This window comes from Methylobacterium goesingense, assembly GCF_022179225.1.
In the GTDB taxonomy this organism is placed as follows: Bacteria; Pseudomonadota; Alphaproteobacteria; order Rhizobiales; family Beijerinckiaceae; genus Methylobacterium; species Methylobacterium goesingense.
In genome coordinates this window covers 26,361-47,067 of record NZ_BPQL01000115.1, presented here as the reverse complement: position 1 = coordinate 47,067, position 20,707 = coordinate 26,361, and the positions used below count along the sequence as shown (strand labels likewise).

Below are 20,707 nucleotides of genomic sequence, written 5' to 3'. Positions count from 1 at the left end.
CGCGGCGGCCGCCGCCGTGGTGCCGGCCTCGTCCATGTGGACGATGGCGATGGCCGCGAGCTTGGTGCTCGGCCCGTAGAGGAAGATCACCGCCGAGACCGTCGTCATCGCGTTGACGAACAGGTAGACGAACAGTTCCAGCACGGTCGGCAGGCAGATCGGCAGGCTGACCCGGCGGAACGTCTGCCAGAACGGCACCTTCAGCGAGGCCGACACGGCCTCGAATTCCGGGTCGATCTGCTTGAGCGCCGTCGTCGCCGTCACATGCGCCACGGTGTAGTAGTGCGCGAGCGTGTTGATCACGAGGAGCGCCAGACTTCCGTAGAGGACGTTCAGCGGGTTCCAGGGCGCGTTGAAGAAGAACACGTAGCCGAGGCCGAGGACGAGGCCCGGCACGGCGAGCGGCAGCATCGCCAGCAGTTGGGCAAAGGCCCGGCCGGCGGGAAACAGCCTCAGCTTCTCGATGAGGTAGGCCCCGCAGAACACGACCGCCGTGCCGATGGCGGCCACCGAGAGCGCCATGGCGAGCGAGTTCCAGTAGGGCGACCAGCCGTCGGCATCGGCCGCCGCGAAGTCGTAATGGTCGAGCGTCAGGCCGAGATTGTAGGGCCAGTAGCGGATGAACGAGGCCCAGACCGCGACCCCGTAGGTGCCCGCGATCACGCCGGCCACGAGCACCGCGTAGGCCAGCGCGAGCGGATCACGAACCGGGTGGGCCTTGGGCTCGTAGGGCACCGAGCGGGCCGAGAGCAGGGACGATTGCCGGCGCTGGATCAGGCGGTCGACCACGAAGGCCAGCACGGCGGGCACCAGCATCAGCAGGCCGACGACGGCGCCCATGGGGAAGTTCTGCTGGCCGACCACCTGCCGGTAGGCGTCGGTGGCCAGCACCGCGTACTGGCCGCCGATCACCTTCGGGATGCCGAAATCCGTGACCACCAGGGTGAAGACCACGAAGGCCGCGCTGACGAGTCCGTAGCGGGCCCCCGGCAGGGTCACGGTGAGGAAGGTACGCCAGCGGCGCGTCCCCATTGCGGCGGCGGCCTCGTAGAGGCGCCCGTCGGAGAGGCCGAGGGCGGTGACGAGGATGATCAGGGCGTGCGGGAAGGCGTAGAGGCATTCCGCGAGGGTGATGCCGATCGGCCCGTAGACGCTGCGGCCGAACAGCAGGCCGCGCAGGAAGCCCTGGTTGCCGAGGATGTAGGTGAGCGCGATGCCCGACAGCAGCGAGGGCGCGAACAGCGGCAGGAGCGCCAGCGCCAGGAACAGACCCTTGAACGGCATCGCCGTGCGGGTGAGCGCGTAGGCGTAGCCGAAAGCCAGCGGCACCACGATTCCCACGACGCTGCCGGCGACGGTCAGGCTGTTGAACAGGGCCTCGACCAGGGTCGGCGTCGCGAAGTAGGTGCGGAAGTTCGACAGCCCCGCCATCCCGCCATCCGGCGCCTCCAGGCTCTTGATCAGCAGCGCGCCGAGGGGCAGCGCGATGACGAGCAGGAGGAGCAGGCACAGGCCCGCGACGAGCGCGACGCCGATCGCGGCCTCGGGCACGGCCCGGTGTTTCGCGGGCGCGGCCTCCGGCAGAACCCGGGCGAGGCTGGGTTTCCCCAGGATGGACTCGGCCACGGCGCGGCTCACGCGTGCGCCGCTACGGGGAAGGCCCGCAGGGCCGCCGGCGGCAGGGAGACATAGAGGTACTGGCCTTCCGTCAGGGCGAGGTCGCCGTGGAGGTTGGCCGAGACGTCGGCCACCAGCGAGCCACCGAGGTCGAGGCTCGGTTCCAGGCGGGCACGGGTGAAGGCGCCCAGGAATTCGAGGCTTCGCACCCGCACCTGAAACGCGTTGACGTCGGTCGGCCGCACATTGCCGACCCGGATCTCCTCCGGCCGGAAGCCGAGGCGCACCGGACTGCCGGGGATGAAGCCGCGTCCCTCCTCGCAGACGAGATCGACGGCGCCGACCCGGATTTGGCGGGCCGAACCGACCCGGGCATCGAGGAACGTCATCGCTCCGATGAAGTCGGCCACGAAGGCGGTGGCGGGGTTTCGGTAGATCTCCGCCGGGGTGCCCACTTGCTCGATCGTGCCGCGGTTCATCACCACGACCCGGTCGGCCATGGCCAGCGCCTCCTCCTGGTCGTGGGTGACCATGATGGTGGTGATCCCGAGGCGCTTCTGAAGCTGCCGGATCTCGTCGCGCAGCCGCGTGCGGACCTTGGCGTCCAGCGCCGAGAGCGGCTCGTCGAGGAGGAGCAGGGAGGGCGAGGTCGCCAGGGCGCGGGCGAGCGCCACGCGCTGCTGCTGGCCGCCCGAGAGCTGGACCGGATACTTAGGCCCCTGCTCGGACAGGCCCACGAGGGCCAGCAGTTCGGCGACCCGAGCGGCGACCCGCGCCCGCGGCATCCGCCGGTTGACGAGGCCGTAGGCGACGTTGGCCGCGACCGTCAGGTTCGGGAACAGCGCGTAGGACTGGAACACGATGCCGAAATCGCGCGCCGCCGGCGGCGCTCGCGAGACGTCGACAGAGCCGATCGCGATGCGCCCCGCATCCTGTCGGTCGAGGCCGGCGATCAGGCGCAGCAGGGTGGTCTTGCCGCAGCCGGAGGGACCGAGGAAGCAGACGAACTCGCCCCGGTCAATCTCCAGGTCGATCCCGTCGAGGGCCGTGAAGGCCCCGTAGCGCTTCGACAAGCCCGAAACCTTGAGGAACGGCGTCGCGTCGCGAGGCGTCATGGCGGTGCTCCTGATCTCTGTGCGGCCGGGGCTGCACCCTACTTCTCGGCGGCCTTCTACTTCTTGGCAGCCTTCTACTTCTTGGCAGCCTTCTACTTCTTGGCAGCCTTGGCCTCGTAGCGGCGCGACCACTCGGCCAGCACCCGCTCGCGGTTGTCGGCCATCCAGCCGAGATCGTTCTTGATCATCGCGGCCTCGGCGTTGGCGGGATAGTTCGTCGGCACGTTGGCGACACCCGGATAGGCGACGACCGCATAGCTCTTCGCGTAGAGTTCGTTGGCGGCCTTCGTGGCACCCCAGTCCGCGACCTTGCGGGCGAGCTCCAGATGCTTGGTGGTGGCGACGATGGCGTAGGCCTCCTCGTCCCAGCCCGTGCCGTCGGCGGGGACGACCACCGCGAGGGGCGCGCCCTTGGTCTTCTCGGCGGCGCCGCGCATGTCGAGCGACAGGCCGGCGGTGCGCTCGCCGCGGGCGGCCTGGACGCAGGGCGCCGACCCCGAATGCAGGTAGGCGGCGATGTTCTCGTGGAGCTTGTCCATGAAGGCCCAGCCGGCCTCCTCGCCCATGCCCTGGAGCCAGCCCGCGACCAGCAGGTATCCGGTGCCCGAGGAGGCCGGATGCGGCATCACCACCTTGCCCTTGAGGGCCGGCACCAGCAGGTCCGCCCAGCGCACGGGGGTCTTCACCCCATCCTTCTCGGCCTCCGCCGTGTTGAAGCAGACCACGCCGATCGAGGCGTCGGTGCCGGTCCAGCTGTAGGGCGGCACGGAATCGCGGAAAGTGGCTTTCAGGGCGTCGGCGCCCTTCGGCTCGTAGGTGGCGAGCAACCCCTGCTTCTCGAACAGCAGGAGGCTGGAGGCGGCCAGCCCCATCACCATGTCGGCCCGGGGATTGTCCTTCTCGGCAAGGAAGCGGGCGGTGATGACGCCGGTCGAATCCCGCACCCACACCACCTCCACCTCGGGCACCGCCCGCTCGATCCCGGCCTTGAAGGGACCGAGCTGGTCGTTCTCCAGGGCCGTGTAGATCGTGAGCCGGGTGCGCTCGGCGGCCGACACCGGTGCGGTCAGCGACGACGCGAGGGCGAGGGTCAGGGCGAGGAGGCCGAGGGCTTTCATGGACGATACTCCGGGGTGTTGTCGTTCCGATGTCTAGGGCCTGGCCCATGACAGTAAGAAGACAAATCCCAATGCGATCAAGTCCAGGCTTTTTGCATATAGTGCCTAATTACGGACCACGATGCAGATGTACTTACAAACCTTGCGGACAGCCGAAAGCGATCCGCGGCGCTCGGCCGCGGATCGATGCCGAAATCTTCGTTTGCCTGCAAAAAGAGGCTCGCCGCGGCGACCTCCTCAGCAGGCCTGGGGCATGCGCCCGGCCGCCAGCAATCCGTTGATGTCGTCCACGACGCCCGGCAGGTCGGCGATCGTGTCGATGAGGAAGTGGGGCTTCGAATCGGCGAACAGGGCGGCGATCCGGGTCCGCTCGGCGGTCAGGTGCTCGGCGGGAGCCGCGCGGAACGCGTCGTAGCTCAGGCCCAGCGCGTTGCCCGAGCAGGTGAGCGCCACCGTCCACATGCCGGCCCGGCGGCCCTCGAGGATGCCCGGAACCGTGTCGTCGACCTTCACGCAGGCGGCGACGTCGTCGATGCCGAGCGCGATCACGTTGGCGAGCGCCTGGGCCGGGAAGGGACGCCCGTTCGGGACCTCGTCCGTGGCCACGACATGGTCGGCGACGTAGCCGTTGGTGGCAGCGAGCGCGACCACGCGCTCCATGACGCGGGCGGGATACCCTGAGCAGGAGCCGATCTTCAGGCCCCGGGCCCGCAGGTCGGCGATGGCCTCCAACGCCCCTGGGATCACGGCGGAATGCGCGGCGATCTTCTCGATCTGCAGCGGCATGAAGCGCTCGTAGATCGCGGTGACGTCCGCGTCGGTGGCGGGGCGCCCGTGCGCGGCGGCGTAGCGCGCCGCGATCGCGGGGTCGTTCAGGAGCGTGCGGATGTGGTCCCACTTGCCCATGCCCATCGGGCCCCTCACCTCGGGCAGGCTCACGGCGACGCCGAACTCCGCGAAGGCCTCGACGAAGATCTGGGTGGGGGCGAAGGAGCCGAAATCGACCACGGTCCCGGCCCAGTCGAGAATCGCAGCCTGGAGCTTCTTCGGAGGAGCGTAGGACATGGATAGACTTTCGCGTGCGGCCGAGGGACGGGCGATCAGAGGGTCGTGATGTTCAGATCGGCGAACGCCGCGGCGACGGCCTCGACCGCACGTTCCATGTCGGCGGATTCGACGTGGCCGATGCAGCCCACGCGAAAGGTCTCGAGCTGCGTGAGCTTGCCCGGATAGAGGATGAAGCCCCGCGCGCGCACTGCGGCGTAGAAATCGGCGAATCGGTACTTCGGGTCGCGCGGGGCGTGGAAGGTCACGATGATCGGCGCCTGGATCCCGGGCGCCAGGAAGGACTTCAGGCCAAGGCGCTCCATGCCACGGACGAGCACTTCGCAGTTGCGCGCGTACTTGGCGTGTCGGGCCGGCAGGCCGCCCTCCTCCGCGTGTTGCAGCAGGGCCTCGTGGAGGGCCGCCACGACATGGGTCGGCGGGGTGAAGCGCCACTGCCCCGTGCGCTGCATGTAGGTGTGCTGGTCGCTGAGGTTCAGCGCCAGCGACGGCGAATTGCCCTCGGCCCGGGCCAGGGCCTCCGCCCGCGCGATCACGAAGCCCATGCCGGGCACGCCCTCGAGGCACTTGCCCGAGGCGGCGATCAGCGCCTCGAACGGCACCGCGGCCGCATCAATGGGCAGCGCCCCGAAGGAGCTCATCGCATCGACGATGAGGCCGCGCCCGTGGCGCGCGACCACGTCGGCGATTGCGGGCAGCGGGTTGAGGATGCCGGTGCTGGTCTCGCAGTGGATCAGCCCGACATGGCTGATGGCGGGATCGGCGGCGAGCAGGCCGTCGACCGCCTCGGGGGTGGTCGGCACGTCGTCGGCGGTCTCGTAGACCGTGTGGTCGCGGCCGAGCGCCTCGCAGATCCGGGCCAGGCGCTTGCCGTAGGCGCCGTTGACGAGGACCAGCACCTTGCCGGTGCGCGGCACCAGGGTGCCGATGGCGGCCTCCACGGCGAAGGTGCCGCTTCCCTGAAGCGGCACGCAGACATGGCTGCCGGTGCCGTTGGCGATGGCGACGAGACGCGCGCAGACGTCGGCCGTCAGCGCGTTGAAGCTGCCGTCCCAGGACCCCCAATCGGTCATCATCGCCGCGCGGGTGCGCTCGGACGTCGTCAGCGGACCGGGGGTCAGGAGAATCGGCGTCCAAGGGATGGACGAGGCGTCTGTCATGGTGATCCTGCCCGATCGGCCGTGGGACAATCCCGTGCCCGGAGGGCGCTCCGGGATGCGGCGACCTTGCGTTCGGCCGACCCATCAGATCAAATCGTTTCTCGTGATGCATGCCATCAGTCTGACCGATCGATCGCCATGAACCTCTTCCAGCTTCGGGCCTTCGATGCGGTCGCGCGGGAGGGCAGCTTCACGCGCGCGGCCGGGCGCCTCTGCATCAGCCAGCCCGCGGTGACCGGGCACATCAAGGCGCTGGAGGAGCGCTACGACCTCGTGCTGTTCCGGCGCACCGCACGCGCCGCCGAGCTGACCCCGCAGGGCCGGGCCCTGGCCGAACTCACCGGCCCGCTCTTCGGCCTCGTCGAGCAGGCGGAGGATCTCCTGGAGGCCAACCGGACCCTGGTCTCGGGGCGGGTCGAGATCGCGGTGGATTCGCCCCACATCGTGATGCCCCTGCTGGCGCGTCTGCGCGCACGCCACCCCGGCATCGTCGTCGGGTTGATCCTCGGCAACGCCGCCGACACCCGCGAGGCCCTGCTGTCGGAGCGGGCGAGCGTCGCCGTGCTCACCGAGGCCGAGGCGCATCCGGATCTCCACCTCGCGCAGATCGCGGTCTCGCGCATCTGCGCGGTGGTCCCGCGCGGCCATCCCCTGGCGGATCGCGAAACGCTCGACCGCGCCGAACTCGACGGCGCCGCGATGGTGCTGCGCGAACCGACCTCGGTGACCCGGCGCACCTTCGACCGGGCCTGCCGGGCCGGCGGCGTCGCGCCCACCGTGCTGATGGAGCTCGACAGCCGCGAGGCGGTGATCGAGGCCGCCGCCGCGGGGATCGGCATCGGCATCGTCTCGTCCCTGGAATGCGGGGCGGACACCCGGATCGCCGCGATCCCGATCGCGGGCGCCGACCTCAGCAACCGCCACGCGATCGCCTGCCTCGCGCGGCGGCGGAACCTGCGCCTGATCCGGGCGGTGTTCGGACTGGCGACCGAGACAGACGAGGCGGCGCGATGACCCGGAAACCCCCGGCTTCGGAGAACCGGGCGCTCGCGGCCGCCCGCCACGACGCGATCCTGGTGCGACTCGGCCAGGACGGCAGCGTCAGCGTCGAGGCGATGGCGGACCGCTTCGGCGTCTCGCGCGAGACGATCCGGCGCGACCTGAAGGCCCTGGCCGAGCGGGGCCGCCTCGCCATCGTGCACGGGGGGGCGACGCGCTGCGCGGACGAGCCGGTCCTCGCCATACGGGAGCGCGACAACGCGGCCGGCAAGGCCGCGATCGGGCGGGTCGCGGCGGGGCTCGTCGAGGACGGCATGGTGGTTCTGCTCGATTCCGGCGCCACCACCCTGGCGGTCGCCAACGCGCTCGCCGGCCACGATCCGCTCTTCACGCGCCCCGTGCCGAGGGGCCTGACGATCTGCACCAACAGCCTGCCGGTCGGGCTCGTCCTGTGCCGCCTCGCCGGCGTGCGGGTCCATGTCCTCGGAGGCGAGGTCGAGGGCGCAGACGAGGCGGCGTTCGGCATCGACGCCCTGGCCGCCCTGGCGCGCTTTCGCGCCGATCTCGCCTTCGTGGGCGCGGGCGGCATCGCGCCGTCGGGGGAGATCACCGATTTCGCGCCGTTTCCCACCGAGTTGCGAATCCGCATGCTGACAGCGGCCGAGCGCGGCTACGTGGTGGCGGACAGGACCAAGTTCGGCCGCATGACGCCGATCCGCCTGACGCCGATCCCGGCCGGGACCGGTCTGATCGTCGACGCGGAGCCCCCGGCGCCCATGCGGGAGGCCCTCACGGCGCGCGGCCTCACGGTGATCGTCGCCCCGTGATGTGGTTTTTTGTGGCTTTTTGAATTCTTTTGCGGCACACCTCCATTGGCGGTGGCGCGGATTCCAACGGAGGCGAGACCCCATGACGGCCAGCGGCATGAGCCTGCCTGTCTTCGCCGCGGTGCTGGCCGCCGCCTTCATGCATGCGGGCTGGAACGCGGTCGCCAAGCTTCGCCTCGAGCCGATCCTCACCATGGCGCTGATCTCGGCCTCGGCCGGGCTGTTCGCGCTGCCGGCCGCGCTGTGGTTCGGGTGGCCGCCGGCCGCCGCCTGGCCCTGGCTGGCGGGCTCGATCCTGCTGCACCTCGGCTACTACATCGCCCTGGCCGAGGCCTACCGGCACGCGGATATGGGGCAGGTCTACCCGATCGCGCGCGGCAGCGCCCCCCTCCTGACCGCCTGCGCGTCCCTTCTGCTGCTGCGGGAGGGGCTGGCGCCGCTCGCCGCCCTCGGGATCGCGATCCTCTGTGCCGGCGTTGCTCTGATGGCCTTCGCCAGTGCCGGCGGGCAGCGGCTGAGCCGGACGGCCCTCGGCTACGCGCTGCTCACCGGCACCCTGATCTCCGGCTACACGCTGGTGGACGGTCTCGGTGCGCGGGCGGCGGGCGACCCGCACGCCTACGCGGCCGCGCTTTTCGTGGTCGACGCGGTTCCGCTGCCGGCCTTCGTCCTCTGGACCCGCGGCCGCAAGGTCCTGGGCTCCGTCCGGGGCCTGACGCTGCCCGGCCTCGGGGGCGGCGCCCTGGCCCTCGGCTCCTACTGGATCGCCATCTGGGCGATGACGGTCGCGCCCATTCCCCTGGTCGCGGCGACGCGGGAGACCAGCGTCCTGTTCGCGATGCTGATCTCCGTTCTCGTCCTGAAGGAGCCACTCCTCCTGTCGCGGATGACGGCCGTCATCGTCATCGTGGCGGGCGTCGTGGCCATGCGCCTGGCCTGACGCCGCAAGCCTCGCTCCACGCGCCCCGAACAGGACTACCTCCGGGGCGTCCGGGCCCGTATACGCAGAGCGGGCGGTACGATCCGGGCCGTCGCGCAGGGATGGGGCACGTCGATGACACCGCAACAGGTCACGCTCGTTCAGGACAGCTTCGCGAAGGTGCGGCCCATCGCCGACACCGCCGCGGATCTCTTCTACGGCCGCCTCTTCGAGATCGCCCCGGGGGTCCGCGCGATGTTTCCCGAAGACATGAGGGAACAGAAGAAGAAGCTCATGGCGATGCTCGGCCTCGCGGTCACGAATCTCCATAAGCCCGACACGGTGGTGCCCGCACTCCAGACGCTCGGGCGCCAGCACGTCGCCTTCGGCACGCAGGCGGCGCATTACGCGCCCGTCGGGGAGGCGCTGCTCTGGACCCTGGAGCAGGGGCTCGGGCCCGACTTCACGCCCGAGGTGCGCGAGGCCTGGACCGAGACCTACGGCCTCGTGGCGCGCGTCATGCAGGACGCCGCCGCCGACATGCGGGCATGATCCCGACGCGGGGCATCGCCGCTACGGCGATCGGCCGGAACGCACAGGGTTGGGGAGCGACGACGTGAAGACGGTGATGCCCCGCCTCCTGGCCATCGGCGTGATGCTCGTCGTGGTGGGTGCCGCTCACGGCCTCAAGCTCGCGGGCTTCGCGCATGCCGAGTTCGACGCGCTCCTGGCCGCGGGCCTGGCCTCGATCCTGACCGTGGCGGCCACCCTGTAACGTCGGCCGCCCTCCCGGTCGTGAGGGCGGCACCCGGGAATCCGGTTTCCGTTCTCCCGTGAACACAATGGTGACGGTCCTGCGCTACGCCTGGGCGGGACGGGCGCATCGGACCCAAGCGCACGGCCAAGGGAGACGTCACATGAGCGCTGCTCCAGCGCCTTCGCATCGGTCTCAGGACGCCGCGCGGCGCCTGCCCGAGTTGTCGGATCTGGCGGGGCGCCTCGCCGACCGGGTCGTGGAAGCCCAGGTCGCGGGCGAGCCCGTACCCGACGACCACATCCGTTTCCTGCTCGACGCGGCGCTGCTGCTCCAGGAGCACGGCGTGGGGCTGCCCTCGCTCCTCGGCCAGATCATGCGCGGCGCCGCCGAGCCGGAAATCCGGATGCCGCGGGTCGACGAGGACGACGATGCCGGCCGCCTCGCCTGGCTGCTGCGACCCTTCCAGGAAACGCGAAGCTGAGGGCAGCCGCGCCGCCGGCCCGACCCCGGCACGCTTCTGCCTGCCGGCCCTCCCGCGAAGAGGCCGGACACCCGAAGGCCGAACCACCGGATCCGAGAGACCCGCAAGACGTCTCGCGCGGAACGAAACGGCAAGCCTTGTGCAAGGCGCGGACGGAGCCGGCGGAATGCCTTCGTCCGGCCATTGTCCCTGACCCGAGACGGCCCACTTGACCCGCCCGGCGCGCGCCGCGGCGGGTTTTTTACTATCGGCCCGCGTGCATCGGTTTCAGCGAATTCTGCCGGGGACGCGTTCGCCCGGAGCAGCCGGGCCCTTCGAGAGACTTCCAGACGGCCCGCCTCCGGCACGGGAGTGGCGCGCGGTCAGGCCCGGGCGCCTGCGGGGAGGCGCGCCGTCACCGGCCCATTGTTGTGTCTCGGCCACACAAGACTTCTATCGCAACCGGAGGCGGAATACGCCTTGAGCATCGAGATTTCGTGAAGCTACAAATCTGTCTGCCAACACGCGATCGAAGCAATTGAGCCAAATTCAGGCGCGCTCCGCTTTACGCCCAAAGCGATGGACACGCGCTATAGCCTTTTGACTAGCAGTAGAGCCTCCAAGCTTCTGAGGACACCGATGTCGAATCCAACGTGTCTGCGGCCCTTGCGCGCCGCCGGGCTGAGCTTTCTATTGTGTGCGGGCGTCTCGCACGCAGCCCTCGGACAGACGACCGGGTATCAGGATCCCGGCCGGATCGGAGATGTCGCGAGTTGGCGGACGCCGGAATACCTCGCCGATTTCGGTCTCGCCTCGATGAATGCCGACCAGGCCTATGCGCGCGGCATCACCGGGCGGGGCGTGGTGGTGGGGTCGGTGGATTCGGGCTTCCTCGCCACGCATCCGGAATTCGCCGGCCGTGTCACCGCCCTCACCAACACCGGCACCTTCCGCGCCGACGGCTACCGCTACGAGACGGCCGCGGGCGTCCGCTCGAGCTTCTTCACCGCCGGGTCGAGCTATTCGGTGCCCGGCACCTGGATCCAGGGCGTCAACGACGACCACGGCACCCATGTCGACGGCACCATCGTGGCCAACCGCGACGGCGTCGGCATGCACGGAGTCGCCTTCGGCGCGACGCTGCTCGCCACCAACACCAACGGCACCGATTCCTCGATCTACGGCACCAACCAGGACTACAACTACTTCAAGAGCGCCTACGGCAACCTGGTCGCCCAGGGCGCACGGGCGATCAACAGCAGCTGGGGCAGCCCGCCTCCCCCTGAGAATTACAACACCCTGGGCGGCCTGTTCTCGGCCTATGCCAAGTTCCCGCGCCAGCTCGATTGGCTCGACGCCGCCGCGGAAGCCGGCCGTGCGGGGACCATCATGGTCTTCGCCGCCGGCAATGCGGGCGTGAACAACCCGACCGTGCGCGCAGCACTGCCCTATTTCGAGCCCGATCTGGAGAAGACCTGGATCGCCGCCTCGGGCCTGACCGCGACGGATGCCTCGGCCTTCAACCGCTGCGGCGTCGCGAAGTACTGGTGCATCGCCGCGCCCGGCCGCAACGTCTACTCGACGGTGACGAGCGCCACGGGCGTGGCCGGCTACGGCCTGAAGAGCGGCACCTCGATGTCGGCCCCCCACGTCACGGGTGCGCTGGCCCTGGTGATGGAGCGCTTCGCCTACATGACCAACGAGCAGACCCGCGACGTCCTGCTCACCACCGCGACCCACCTGGGAGACGGTCCCGCCGACCGGCCCAACGAGACCTTCGGCTGGGGCAAGATCGATCTCGGCCGGGCGATGAACGGCCCCGGCCAGTTCCTCGGCCGGTTCGACGCCAATCTCGGCGCGGGCGTCTCCGACACCTGGTCGAACGACATCTCCGACGCGGCCCTGCGCCAGCGCTTCGTGGAGGACAGCGCCGAGCACGCGGCCTGGATCCAAACCAAGGCCGAGCGCGGCTGGACCAATGGCCTGCCGGCGAACGCAACGCAGGAGCAGGGGGTCGAGTACACCTACAAGCAGGCCCGCGATCAGGCCTTCCTCACCCGCACCTACGCGGGCGGCCTGACGAAGTCGGGCGGCGGCACGCTCCAGCTCACCGGCAACAGCACCTACACGGGTACCACCGAGGTGAATGGTGGCCTGCTCGCGGTGAACGGCTCGATCACCTCGCTCGCCAACGTCAATGCGGGCGGCACGCTCGGCGGCTCGGGCCGCGTCGGCGGCCTCAACGTCGGCCAGGGCGGTACCGTGGCGCCGGGCAACTCCATCGGCACCCTCAACGTGGCGGGCAACGTCACCTTCGCGGCGGGCTCCACCTACGCCGTCGAGGTCGCCGCCGGGCGCAGCGACCGCATCGCCGCCACGGGCGCGGCGCAGATCGGCGGCGGCACCGTCTCGGTCTCCCTGGAGAACGCGCTCAGCCCCCTGAGCCCCACCGAGACCCGCAGCCTGCTGGGGCAGCGCTACACCATCCTCACCGCCACCGGCGGGGTCAGCGGACGCTTCGACGTGTCGACACCGCGCTACACCTTCATCGGCACGGACCTGTCCTACGGCGCCAGCACCGTCGACCTCTCGGTGGCGCGCAACGCCACCACCTTCGCGTCCGTCGGCGCCAACCGGAACCAAGCCTCGGTCGGCGCAGCGGTGGAGGGGCTCGGAGCCGGCAACCGGATCTACGAGACGATCCTGGTCACCACCGATCCGGGCAGCGCCCGCGGCGCCTTCCAGTCCCTCTCCGGGGATATCCACGCGAGCCTCGTCTCGGCCGAGTTCGAGACCGCCTTCTTCGTGCGCGAGGCGATCCTCGACCGCCTGCGCTGGGGACCGACGCCGGGTTCCACGGAGGCCACCGATTACGGCCTGCTGCCGGCCACCTACACCGCGGACCTGCCGGGTCGGGCCGTGCCGGTTCCGATGCGGGTGGTGGATTCCCGCGTGTTCGGCGTCTGGGGCCAGGGCTTCGGCAGCTTCGGGCAGGCGCGAACGGACGGCAACGCCGCCAGCCTGTCGCGCCAGACCAGCGGGTTCGTGCTCGGCGCCGATGCCAGGCTCGAGAACGGCATCCGGATCGGCGTCGCGGGGGGCTATTCCAACACGGGGCTCGATACGCCCGGCAGCCTGCAATCGGGCACCGTCGAGAGCGGGTTCGGCGGCGTCTACGGCGGCTACGAGTTCGGGGCGGTGTCGCTGCGCGTCGGTGCGGTCTACGCCGACAATTCGGCGCGCCTGCGTCGCGGCGTTGCCTTCGCCGGGCTGGCCGACAGCACGAGCGCGCGCACCGGCGGCGACACCATCCAGGGCTTCGGCGAAGTCGGCTACCGCTTCGCCTTCGCGGGCCAGCCGGGTGCCGCACCGGGCGGTTTCGCGCTGGCCTACATCGAGCCCTTCGTGGGGGGCGCCCTCGTCAGCATCGGCCGGGATCGCCTGACCGAGACCGGCGGGTTCGCCGCGCTCACCGGCGCCGCCCAGACCTACGATATCGGCACCTCCACGGTGGGCCTGCGCGCCCAGGCGAGCCTCGACCTCGGCTTCGGCGCTCCGGTCTCGCTGCGCGGTCTCGTCGGCTATCGACGCGCCTACGGCGACGTCGTGCCGAAGGCACTCCTGGCCTTCGGCACCGGCCCGAGCTTCCTGACCGCCGGCCTTCCGATCGACCGGGACGCCCTCGTGGCGGAGGCCGGGCTCGACGTCCTCGTCGGGCGGGGCACCACCCTGGGCGTCGCGTATACCGGGCAGGTCGGTAACCGTGCCCAGGACCACGCGGTGAAGGGCAACTTCACCTACCGGTTCTGAGACGAACCCGATCGCGCACGCCGCCCCTAGTCCCCCGGAGCATCCGGACCAGGGGCGGTTTTTCGGACGATCGTCCCGCGCCGGGAACCGGATGGGGCGTGAAAGCCGGGAGCCCGATCAGGCGCGCCGACACAGAACGGCGACATCGAGGTTTCCGATGAAATCCGGAATGATGTCGACGACATTGAGATGCTTGGACCAGGCCCGGCGCGTGTAATCCTGGGTCTGCACGGTGTGGCGATCGTAGGTGCCGTCGGCGATCTTTCCCGCGAGAGCCGGATCGATCAGCCGATCGTCGAAGCCCATCGCGGTCCAGTGCCGCCAGAAATCCGGCCCACGGAAGAACGACGACCAGGCGACGGACCGCGACCCGCCGAAGGTGATCAGCGCGACGCCCTCCGGCTTGAGGAGACGGCCGATCTCATCGAGCCAGGCGGCCTGAACCTCGGCGGAGAGGTGCGTCATCACCGAGATTCCGAAGATGCCGTCGAAGCTTCCCTCCGAGAAAGGTGTCGGCGGCAGGAAAGGTGTGGTGCGGAATTCGCCCCCGAGGTACTCGCGGCACCAGGCGATGGTCTCGTCGTCGATGTCGGTTCCACAGACCCGGGCGGCATTCCACTGCTGAACGAAGTGGCGCGTGACCCGGCCATGCCCGCAGCCCCAGTCGAGCACGGAGACACCGTCGCGGTTCGCCACCCCGTAGCGGCCGAGCAGGCTCTCGATGGCCTTGAAGGCGCAATGGCTCGTGAATGTGACGCTCTGGTCGTTAGACCAGGTCTGCACGCGGGTCAGCTGGCTGCCGTCGCGGGGCAGTCCGATCCCGGCATCGAGACGGGTCGGGACGAAGACCCGCCGCCCCAGGATGTCGCCGACCTGGCGCCCGTCCAGGTCGAGGGGATTCCCGTTGTCGTACGCGAAGGTGAAGCTGAATGGATCGGATCCCGGCGTACAGGCGGGCAGATCGATGACCACCATGAAGGACGAATGATGGGCGTTCGGCCAGTACCAGAACTGCTTTCCGAAGGAGATCGAGGGTAGCGGATACTGGAATTCGTAGGCGACCCCGGGCCCGAAGATCACCCGCAGGGCGCCGGGATCGCCCGCAGGCGGCAGGTGCTCACCCGAGATGACGAGGCGGGCACCGTCGAAGCTCAGCCAGGGGGTCGCCTGGAACGGCAGGGAATGGACCGCGAGCACGTCGCGGGCCTTCAACCCGAACTGGTTGACGATGGGCGCGCGCGGCGGGACCGTGAAGCGCGCGAAGCACGCCTCCTCGGACGATCCCCACACCTCGACCGTGGTCTCGGCCGGGTCGATCACGGGTGGCAACTGGCACGTGAAGCGGACCAGACCCTCGACATTCGTCACCGGAACCGTCGCCCAGTGTCGGCCGTCACACCGCACCGTGACCCGGGAAGCGATTTTCTTACCGGTGAAGGTGCCCACCAGCATGTCGCCCGGATCGAGGCGCAGGTCGAGTTCCCCTGACTCGGAAGCGACGATGCCGGTCTCGATCGAGGTCGGTGTCACCATGGTTCGGTCATTCCATCGGGCGAGATCTGGCCGTACGCGGTGAGTTTTAGAGGAATTCTCCTATAAGGCGATTTTTTCTCGCAATTCAATAGATACCTTAAGTCGCGGGCCTCCCAGTCACGCGTCGATCTGGGCCCCGTCGGGCGTTCTGCCCCTGCAGTCTGAAGCGAAGGCAAGCGAGAGCCCCCTGGAACACGACAACCAAACTGGGCGAATAGTTCTCCTTAAGATCGACATATCCTGCGCGAAGCGCTTGAGGCTGTCGCTCCGGCACGATCGGGACCTCGACCATCGATACGGCCAGCTCAATGCCCGGAGCCATCCTTCAGTCCGAGCCAGCGGAACCCGGACGCTTCCCTTCGGCCGCTCCTCTCTCCAGCCCCCCCCCCGATGGATACGAATAAAGCAGGGGCGCATCTGGATTTGAAAGGTTCGAAAAAGGACTTCCTCTTCCAAAACCATTGCCCTAGACAGAAAAGCCGATCGTCTCGACCCTATGACCAATGAACGCGAGCCTTCGATGAGCGACGAAATCAATCCCTTGATCGTACAAATGCCGGGCTTCGACGAAGCGTATTACCGGTCTCATTGCCCCGACGCAGCAGATTACGAGGGATCCGCACTCGATCACTACTTGAATTTCGGCTGGAAGGCAGGCATCAATCCAAGCAAAGGATTCGATGGCAATGCCTACTTGGCTATCAACACCGACGTCAGAGAAGCGGATATCTGCCCGCTCCTCCACTTCCTGAACTACGGACTTGCCGAAGGCCGCGCTTTTTCGCAGAACGCGTAGAAGCGCGCGATCATAATCTCGATCTAGCGGGCAGGATCGATGCGCTGAGCTCACGCCCTCGCTTCTTACTCTCGCCAAAATCTCCGCTCGGCCGGGGCTCGACGATTGCGAACCTGAAGCTATACCAACCGGCAGCCCCGTGATCGGCGGGTCTGCGGGCCTTGGCCCCAGGACAGTGTCCGCTGCCGAAAGCTGATTTCGGGACCATCACGCATCGAGGCGAAACTCGTCCGGTGTGACCGGCTTGCACCTTGCCCCTCGTCGTGGGCGAGCCTTATAGATTCCCGCCATGAAGTCCCTCCGCCTGAAACCTAAAACCGGACAGACCGGAAAACCTTCTGCGATGGCGGGTTTCGATGCCGTCTATTATCTCTATTGGTACAGGGACGTCGAGCAATACGGGGGAACCCCGCTCGATCACTACCTGACGATCGGCTGGAAGGAAGGGCGTGATCCGAGCGCCGGCTTTAGTACGGATGGCTACCTCGCGGCTCATGCCGACGTCCGTGCGAACGGCGCCAATCCGCTGATCCATTTCCTGCAGTTTGGCCTCGCCGAGGGCCGGCGCGGATGGGAGAAGGATCCCCAAGCGCCCGCGCCACGGCCGCGCCTGCTCTGACGCCAAGGGGCGCGGACGCCGCCGGCCTCGGGCCGCCCGCGTGCGGCTGCGTATCGGCCGAAGACCGAACGGGATCGGGCGGTCAGCGTAGCCCCCGCGCCGCCATTTCCTCTGGCGCCTGACCGGCCCCATCCTGCCGGGCAAGGAGCGTCGCCAGTTCGACCGGGCGGTAATCCCAGGCATCCGCACCGACGTCGCAGGCGCGGCTGGTATCGGGCAGGCAGGCATGCGTGTGCCCGTAGAGATGGCGCGTCTCCCGCCAGAAGCCCGGCCAGGACCGGTGGGGGTAATGCGACAGGAACAGGCGCCATGCCCGTCCCTGCCCATCTTGCACGGTGATCCGCGCGCTCTCCACCGGGGGCTCGGCCCAGGGCAGGCCCAGCACCCGGTTGGTATCGTGGTTGCCGCGCACCAGGCGCTTGACGCCGTTGAGCCGGGCGAACACCGCCGCGCAATGGGCGCGGCTGGCCCCGGCGGCGAAATCGCCGAGATGCCAGACGGAATCGTCCGGCCCGACAACCGCGTTCCACCGCGCGATCAGGGCTGCGTCGTGCGCTTCGACGGAGCCGAAGGCTGTCCGACGCCGTTGCACGAGGGGAGCATCACCGAAATGCGTGTCGGCCGTGAAGAACGTTGCCATGCAGCCTGCGGGCGGGTGCGCCCCGGCGGGAAGCGGGGACGTGTCGCGGTCCCGCCAGATGGCGCAGCAGGCCACGCCCGCAAGCCGGTGCGACCTCGCCGACCGCGGATGGGCCGCGATGGCTGACCTGCCCGATGATCCCGTACGCTGCGTCCATTACGTGGGCTTCCGGGATGACCGCTACTGGAACGCCTACCGGATCTTCGGCGGCCCCCGGGTGATCCATCGGCGCTGGGACTTCTACGCCACCCGCGATGTCGGCCCCGACGACGTGGTGATCTTCGCCGAAGGTGATGCGGACCAACCGATCGCCGCGCGCAACGCCACCGATCTCGACGAGCGCTGGCTCTAGGATCAGAACCCGATCAGCCGATCCATGGGGGGAGTGCTCGCGATCCTCGGCAGGCCCCGGGGAAATCCGCCCTCAGACCGGTTGGAAACGCCGCCTCTCGCACTCACGCGCCGGCCTCGGTCGCGATGGACGTCAGGCCGCCGTGACGCGGCCCAGGTTGCGCTCCGTCTGCGGCGAGTTCACCGCGTCCACTTCCGCCGTGGGCCCGACCCAGCGCGGAAGCGGGGGCGCGGCGAGATCGAGGCGCAGGAAGACCGGGCCGGACAAGCCCGCCAGCAGGCCGGTCGTCAGCCGAGCCCGGCCCGCCGTCCAGCGGTGGCCCGATGCCCCCGCGTGGAAGCCCGCCGCGAGCGCGGGATCGCCCAGGGAGACGGCGCGGGGTGCCTCGAACCCGGCCGTGAGAGTCAGGCCCGCGAGGCACAGCCCGAGCGCGCGTTCATCCACGCTGTCGGAGACCTGGGCCGGCACGCTCGTGGGCGCGCAGAGCCAGATTTCCCGGGCGTCCGCCGGCAGGACGAAGCAGGCGGAGAGCCCGCGCGTCTCGGGCAGGAGGCGGACGCCGTCCACCTCCAGGTGAACGCCGGCCCAGGTCTCGGGCTGGCGCAAGGTCCAGCCGGCCGCTTCGGCCCGGCTGCGCAGGCGCGCCCGGGCCGCCGCGACGACGGGGCCGTCGCGGTGGAAGGGCCGGCAATAATCGGCGGTCGTGGCCGCCCCGGCATCGGGACCGGCAGCGAGATCGACGACCGCACCCGTGCCGAAGAAGCCCCGGTTGCCGCACTCGAGGTAGCTCTCGGCGGGCAGGCCCTCGGCGAGCAGGATGTCGTGGCCGTCGAGTTCGACGTGCCAGTAGGTGACGTGCGCCACGTCCTCCTGAACGATGGTCGATCCGTTGACCAGGGCGATGGCCGGCACCAGCACCTCGCCGAGCATGTCGAGGCAGAGGGCGTGGCCGGGCGAGACGCGCAGGTCGCGCGCGGGCTTGTCCGGGCCCAGCGCGCCGGCGCGGATACGCACAGGCTGAGCCTGGCCGGGCCGGGGATGGCGGCGGGGTGCCATGGCGCGGCTGCCGATCCAGCGGATCGGCCGGTGCTGGCCGGCGGCGGTGAGCACGCGATCGCCCACGCGCAGATCCTCGATCGCGACCTCGCCGTGCTCCGTGCGGATCCGCGTGCCGGTCACGTAGCAGGCCGCGTCGGCCTCGAAGACGTCGGTGGTGTTGTTCGTGTCGCCGGCCACGAGGTTGCTGGCGCCGCTCGCGAAGACGACGCGGGTGCCGTCGGCCGAGATCGAGGGGGCGTTGCTGGTGGCGGTGCCCTGCGCGCCCGTGCTGTCGGTGGAGACGCGGGTGGTGGTGCCGGTGCCGAGGTCCTTGACGAAGATATCGGCGACGCCGTTCGTGTCGCCGTCCACGAGGTTGCTGGCGCCACTCTGGAAGGCGACGCGGGTGCCGTCGGCCGAGATCGAGGCGCTGGTGCTGGTACCGCTGGCCTGCGCGCCCGTGCTGTCGGTGGAGACGCGGGTGGTGGTGCCGGTGCCCAGGTCCTTGACGAAGACGTCCTGCTGACCGTTCGTGTCACCCGTGACGAGGCTGGTGGCGCTGCTCGCGAAGGCGACGCGGGTGCCGTCGGCCGAGATCGAGGCGTTGCCGCTGCTGCCGGCGCCCTGCGCGCCCGTGCTGTCGGTGGAGACGCGGGTGGTGGTGCCGGTGCCCAGGTCCTTGACGAAGATGTCCTGCTGACCGTTCGTGTCGCCGGCCACGAGGTTGGCGGCGGTGCTCGCGAAGGCGACGCGGGTGCCGTCGGCCGAGATCGAGGCGTTGACGCTGCCGCCGGCGCCCTGCGCGCCCGTGCTGTCGGTGGAGACGCGGGTGGTGCTGCCGGTACCCAGGTCCTTGACGAAGATGTCGGTGGCGTTGTTCGTGTCGCCGGCCACCAGGTTGGCGGCGCCGCTCTGGAAGGCGACGCGGGTGCCGTCGGCCGAGATCGCGGCGTTGCTGCTTGTGCCGGTGGCCTGCGTGCCCGTGCTGTCGGTGGAGACGCGGGTGGTGGTGCCGGTCCTCAGGTCCTTGACGAAGATGTCGAAGGCGCTGTTCGTGTCACCCGTGACGAGGTTGGTGGCGGCGCTCTGGAAGGCGACGCGGGTGCCGTCGGCCGAGATCGAGGGGGTGCTACTGGTGCCGTTGCCCTGCACACCCGTGCTGCTGGTGGAGACCAGGGTGACCGTGCCGGTGAGCGTGTCCTTGACGAAGACGTCCTGCTGACCGTTCGTGTCGCCGGGCGCGAGGTTGGTGGCGCTGCTCGTGAAGACGACGTAGCGCCCGTCGGCCGAGACCTGGGATCCCGTTACGGTAGTCGAGCTGGTGCTGCTGCCCTGCGTTCCATCGGCAGCGGTCGATACGCGTGTGATGGCCATGGTCGTGCCCTGCTTCTCCGTGCCGGCCGCGATGCCGACGATCGTCGAGACGGGCGTATCGCGGCGCGCGCGACGGGAAAAGTGTTAAAAGCACACACGCAACAAAGCTTCTGGCCTAAAACTTCGCAGCGACATTGGTTTTTCAGTAATTCAAATTTCTTTCGGAGAAATAATCCATTTGAAAATTCGTCTTCGAACAAATTTCGCTCTTAAATTGATTTTGTCTCAAATGATTAAAATCATTCTTTGATACTTAAAAAACATATTCCAAGTCCTCCATGCGCTGAACGTTGGACGATGCAGCCCTCACGACTGCTCTGGCCGCCGGCGCAATTGTGTTTTACGCCGGAACAACGATCGTGGACCTTCCCGGCTTGATCGGCCGCCAGGCCACGCCGGACACGCCGTGACGCTGCGAAGGCGGGTCCATGGCGCACGGGAGCGAGTCCGGCCGGTCCGCCGTCCGCCCCGGGCGCTGGCGGGTGGGACCGTGCCAGGGCCGCCCGGC

18 protein-coding genes are annotated in these 20,707 nt (G+C 69.3%); 10 read left to right on the top strand and 8 right to left on the bottom strand.

The genetic code is table 11. The features are described from left to right. The 5 genes from MFF30_RS19155 to MFF30_RS19135 all read right to left on the bottom strand — a co-directional run. The coding region (locus MFF30_RS19155) for a putative 2-aminoethylphosphonate ABC transporter permease subunit (protein ID WP_238281069.1) at positions 1-1,626 on the bottom strand (1,626 nt) is incomplete at its 3' end. 8 nt (positions 1,627-1,634) lie between these two features. Continuing rightward, on the bottom strand, positions 1,635-2,732 hold the full coding sequence (locus MFF30_RS19150; RefSeq protein WP_238281068.1) for a putative 2-aminoethylphosphonate ABC transporter ATP-binding protein: 1,098 nt from the start codon (positions 2,730-2,732) through the stop codon (positions 1,635-1,637). Between the two features lie 92 nt (positions 2,733-2,824). Beyond that, positions 2,825-3,850: a putative 2-aminoethylphosphonate ABC transporter substrate-binding protein gene (locus MFF30_RS19145; RefSeq protein ID WP_238281067.1), complete on the bottom strand. Its 1,026-nt coding sequence runs from the start codon at positions 3,848-3,850 to the stop codon at positions 2,825-2,827. Between the two features lie 237 nt (positions 3,851-4,087). After that, the gene (gene phnX, locus MFF30_RS19140) at positions 4,088-4,915 is read right to left on the bottom strand and encodes a phosphonoacetaldehyde hydrolase (protein ID WP_238281066.1); all 828 of its coding nucleotides are present in this window, start codon (positions 4,913-4,915) and stop codon (positions 4,088-4,090) included. A gap of 35 nt (positions 4,916-4,950) precedes the next feature. Further along, positions 4,951-6,075, bottom strand: coding sequence for a 2-aminoethylphosphonate--pyruvate transaminase (locus MFF30_RS19135; protein WP_238281065.1), 1,125 nt, complete (start codon positions 6,073-6,075; stop codon positions 4,951-4,953). A gap of 138 nt (positions 6,076-6,213) precedes the next feature. On the opposite strand from MFF30_RS19135, the gene MFF30_RS19130 reads away from it, so the two are divergent. The 7 genes from MFF30_RS19130 (at position 6,214) to MFF30_RS19100 (ending at position 13,847) form a co-directional block, all read left to right on the top strand. After that, the gene (locus tag MFF30_RS19130) at positions 6,214-7,089 is read left to right on the top strand and encodes a LysR substrate-binding domain-containing protein (protein ID WP_238281064.1); all 876 of its coding nucleotides are present in this window, start codon (positions 6,214-6,216) and stop codon (positions 7,087-7,089) included. Then, a complete protein-coding gene (locus MFF30_RS19125; RefSeq protein ID WP_238281063.1) occupies positions 7,086-7,901 on the top strand; it encodes a DeoR/GlpR family DNA-binding transcription regulator in 816 nt (271 codons plus the stop codon). The genes MFF30_RS19130 and MFF30_RS19125 overlap by 4 nt, the downstream gene beginning before the upstream one ends. Before the next feature lie 82 nt (positions 7,902-7,983). After that, the gene (locus MFF30_RS19120) at positions 7,984-8,841 is read left to right on the top strand and encodes an EamA family transporter (RefSeq protein ID WP_238281062.1); all 858 of its coding nucleotides are present in this window, start codon (positions 7,984-7,986) and stop codon (positions 8,839-8,841) included. A 114-nt stretch (positions 8,842-8,955) separates the two neighbouring features. Further along, positions 8,956-9,372 (top strand): globin family protein, encoded by a 417-nt coding sequence (locus MFF30_RS19115; protein ID WP_238281061.1) that lies wholly within the window; start codon positions 8,956-8,958, stop codon positions 9,370-9,372. A gap of 49 nt (positions 9,373-9,421) precedes the next feature. After that, a complete protein-coding gene (locus tag MFF30_RS19110) occupies positions 9,422-9,595 on the top strand; it encodes a hypothetical protein (protein WP_238281060.1) in 174 nt (57 codons plus the stop codon). Positions 9,596-9,737: 142 nt separating this feature from the next. Further along, complete coding sequence (locus tag MFF30_RS19105; protein WP_238281059.1) at positions 9,738-10,058, top strand: hypothetical protein; 321 nt, start codon at positions 9,738-9,740, stop codon at positions 10,056-10,058. Between the two features lie 618 nt (positions 10,059-10,676). After that, a complete protein-coding gene (locus tag MFF30_RS19100) occupies positions 10,677-13,847 on the top strand; it encodes an autotransporter serine protease (RefSeq protein WP_238281058.1) in 3,171 nt (1,056 codons plus the stop codon). Between the two features lie 117 nt (positions 13,848-13,964). On the opposite strand, the gene MFF30_RS19095 is transcribed toward MFF30_RS19100, so the two are convergent. Then, on the bottom strand, positions 13,965-15,380 hold the full coding sequence (locus MFF30_RS19095) for a class I SAM-dependent methyltransferase (protein WP_238281057.1): 1,416 nt from the start codon (positions 15,378-15,380) through the stop codon (positions 13,965-13,967). A gap of 520 nt (positions 15,381-15,900) precedes the next feature. Here MFF30_RS19095 and MFF30_RS19090 point away from each other — a divergent pair. Next, a complete protein-coding gene (locus tag MFF30_RS19090; protein ID WP_238281056.1) occupies positions 15,901-16,176 on the top strand; it encodes a hypothetical protein in 276 nt (91 codons plus the stop codon). A gap of 289 nt (positions 16,177-16,465) precedes the next feature. After that, entirely contained in the window at positions 16,466-16,795 is a 330-nt protein-coding gene (locus MFF30_RS19085; protein WP_238281055.1) for a hypothetical protein, read from the top strand. 82 nt (positions 16,796-16,877) lie between these two features. On the opposite strand, the gene MFF30_RS19080 is transcribed toward MFF30_RS19085, so the two are convergent. Then, the gene (locus MFF30_RS19080; RefSeq protein ID WP_238281054.1) at positions 16,878-17,435 is read right to left on the bottom strand and encodes a metallophosphoesterase; all 558 of its coding nucleotides are present in this window, start codon (positions 17,433-17,435) and stop codon (positions 16,878-16,880) included. A gap of 118 nt (positions 17,436-17,553) precedes the next feature. Here MFF30_RS19080 and MFF30_RS19075 point away from each other — a divergent pair, with 118 nt between their 5' ends. Beyond that, positions 17,554-17,787: a hypothetical protein gene (locus tag MFF30_RS19075; RefSeq protein WP_238281053.1), complete on the top strand. Its 234-nt coding sequence runs from the start codon at positions 17,554-17,556 to the stop codon at positions 17,785-17,787. A 132-nt stretch (positions 17,788-17,919) separates the two neighbouring features. Here MFF30_RS19075 and MFF30_RS26015 read toward each other — a convergent pair whose 3' ends face one another. Next, the gene (locus tag MFF30_RS26015) at positions 17,920-20,199 is read right to left on the bottom strand and encodes a Hint domain-containing protein (protein WP_283205919.1); all 2,280 of its coding nucleotides are present in this window, start codon (positions 20,197-20,199) and stop codon (positions 17,920-17,922) included. Between the last annotated feature and the right edge of the window lie 508 nt (positions 20,200-20,707).

Bases quoted from the DNA above. Each gene is read 5' to 3' on its own strand.
- MFF30_RS19150 (WP_238281068.1), bottom strand. From the start codon at position 2,732: ATGACGCCTCGCGACGCGACGCCGTTCCTCAAGGTTTCGGGCTTGTCG.
- MFF30_RS19145 (WP_238281067.1), bottom strand. From the start codon at position 3,850: ATGAAAGCCCTCGGCCTCCTCGCCCTGACCCTCGCCCTCGCGTCGTCG.
- phnX (WP_238281066.1), bottom strand. From the start codon at position 4,915: ATGTCCTACGCTCCTCCGAAGAAGCTCCAGGCTGCGATTCTCGACTGG.
- MFF30_RS19135 (WP_238281065.1), bottom strand. From the start codon at position 6,075: ATGACAGACGCCTCGTCCATCCCTTGGACGCCGATTCTCCTGACCCCC.
- MFF30_RS19130 (WP_238281064.1), top strand. From the start codon at position 6,214: ATGAACCTCTTCCAGCTTCGGGCCTTCGATGCGGTCGCGCGGGAGGGC.
- MFF30_RS19125 (WP_238281063.1), top strand. From the start codon at position 7,086: ATGACCCGGAAACCCCCGGCTTCGGAGAACCGGGCGCTCGCGGCCGCC.
- MFF30_RS19120 (WP_238281062.1), top strand. From the start codon at position 7,984: ATGACGGCCAGCGGCATGAGCCTGCCTGTCTTCGCCGCGGTGCTGGCC.
- MFF30_RS19115 (WP_238281061.1), top strand. From the start codon at position 8,956: ATGACACCGCAACAGGTCACGCTCGTTCAGGACAGCTTCGCGAAGGTG.
- MFF30_RS19105 (WP_238281059.1), top strand. From the start codon at position 9,738: ATGAGCGCTGCTCCAGCGCCTTCGCATCGGTCTCAGGACGCCGCGCGG.
- MFF30_RS19100 (WP_238281058.1), top strand. From the start codon at position 10,677: ATGTCGAATCCAACGTGTCTGCGGCCCTTGCGCGCCGCCGGGCTGAGC.
- MFF30_RS19095 (WP_238281057.1), bottom strand. From the start codon at position 15,380: ATGGTGACACCGACCTCGATCGAGACCGGCATCGTCGCTTCCGAGTCA.
- MFF30_RS19090 (WP_238281056.1), top strand. From the start codon at position 15,901: ATGAGCGACGAAATCAATCCCTTGATCGTACAAATGCCGGGCTTCGAC.
- MFF30_RS19085 (WP_238281055.1), top strand. From the start codon at position 16,466: ATGAAGTCCCTCCGCCTGAAACCTAAAACCGGACAGACCGGAAAACCT.
- MFF30_RS19080 (WP_238281054.1), bottom strand. From the start codon at position 17,435: ATGGCAACGTTCTTCACGGCCGACACGCATTTCGGTGATGCTCCCCTC.
- MFF30_RS19075 (WP_238281053.1), top strand. From the start codon at position 17,554: ATGGCTGACCTGCCCGATGATCCCGTACGCTGCGTCCATTACGTGGGC.
- MFF30_RS26015 (WP_283205919.1), bottom strand. From the start codon at position 20,199: ATGGCCATCACACGCGTATCGACCGCTGCCGATGGAACGCAGGGCAGC.